At 41.2% G+C, this 1521-nt stretch carries 1 protein-coding gene; it reads left to right on the top strand.

Annotated features, from left to right (window positions below; genetic code table 11):
• Positions 1–1240 precede the first annotated feature (1240 nt).
• Positions 1241–1521, top strand: a 281-nt coding sequence (locus DD606_RS25155) for a hypothetical protein (protein ID WP_139158375.1), incomplete at its 3' end; no start/stop codon positions are given.

The following is a 1521-nucleotide window of genomic DNA, read 5'->3' as shown; positions in this document are numbered from 1 at the left end:
TAGGGGGAGAGGGGTCCAATGAGATTCAGGCTTGAGAAAAAAGGGGGGCTTGCCCAAAGCAAGCAAGGGGTATGCTTGGGGGGTATACACCTCTCACACACTCATTTTTTTTCAAGTATTTTCACTTGGTGAAAGTAGATGAACTCCATCTCCTTCTCCAAGCTTGTTGAGAAGTGAGAACCTACACCAACACTCTTGGCTATGGAATGCAAATCCAACCAAGAGCCATGCTTCAATGCTTAAGCTTGCCATCTTCTCCATCTTCATTACTATGCTATTATGTATGCTAGCAAGAAGAGTGATGATAAGTGAGGAACTAGCTCTTTCTCCTATGGAATGTTTCTTTTTCCTCTTCCCTACCCTCATTCCCTGCTAGCTCTCTCCACCTTCGAAGGTGTTTGAGGCCTTGGGACTGAGGCTTGGGATAGTTAATGCTTTCTACAAAGTTTATGTTATGCTTGTGATGCATGAAGCTTTCCATCTTCATTGCATCACCTAGGTCACAAGGAACACAAAGATTGTATTGTACCAAGTCTCTCTTGATGGGAGAATCTATAATACAAATGCCTATTGGAGGGGGGACCGGCTCCACATAAATCCGGTCCTCAACTGTTGTCATGTTCTCTAAACTCTCTCTCTTGCAAAAGTATTGTTCATGCCAAGTTAATTAAGTACTATGTTCATGTTGCTACCATCAATTAAGTTCACCCTCTATGTTCTCAAAATGATCTCACAAAAATACTCACTTTAATTCTCTTAATTCAGCTATTCTCAAAGTTCATAGGCCGTTTCCATTACATTGGTATCAGAGCATTTGGTTTCTCTTTTCTTGCTTAAGAAGAGAGGTCCTTAAGTAGCCTATTAATGGTTGATTTTGTTAATTATATTAGGGTAAGTGGGATTGGGATCTATTATCGGTTTTGTTGAGCCCACTATGTGGGGTATGGTGCACACCTCGAGAGCTTTGGTCTTAATAATGGGGTCTTTTTAGAATTGCCTACGGCTTTACCATTATTGAACCATAAGAAGTTTGAAAGGAGCTATCCCTCGGCAATTCTTCTATGTTAGACCCACCCCACTACTCTCTATAATTAACTAATTTGAGTCGTGGGTGTAGATACTTAAGTGCCGATTTTCAAAGGCTAAGAGGAGTAGCAACTAAGGTTTTGAATTGCCAAAGAATACACTAAGTAAACACATCAGTTTAATTAACATGGCTGACAATACCCAAGAGAGTAGAATGAACATTGATAACTTTGATTTTGCACATGAAGGTGCTAATGATGATGCCCCCATGTTTGTCAATTATCTTGTTACTAGGTTGCAGCCTGCTTTGCAAGCCGAAGTTACTCAACAACTTTGCACTTATGGGATTTCCCTTCCTCTCCAAGAGGAGAGAGAGCTTAGGAGGCCTCTTGAAGAGACCCCCAAAAGAAGACTCTCTCCCATACGAGAGGAGGAATCCAAAGAGCAAGAAAGCAATGAAACTTTAAGTTCCTCTAAGGATGTGGCTCCAGAAAG

The sequence above is a fragment of the Enterobacter cloacae complex sp. GF14B genome, assembly GCF_004136805.1.
In the GTDB taxonomy this organism is placed as follows: domain Bacteria; phylum Pseudomonadota; class Gammaproteobacteria; order Enterobacterales; family Enterobacteriaceae; genus Enterobacter; species Enterobacter hormaechei_C.
This window is presented reverse-complemented; position numbering and strand designations above follow the sequence as displayed.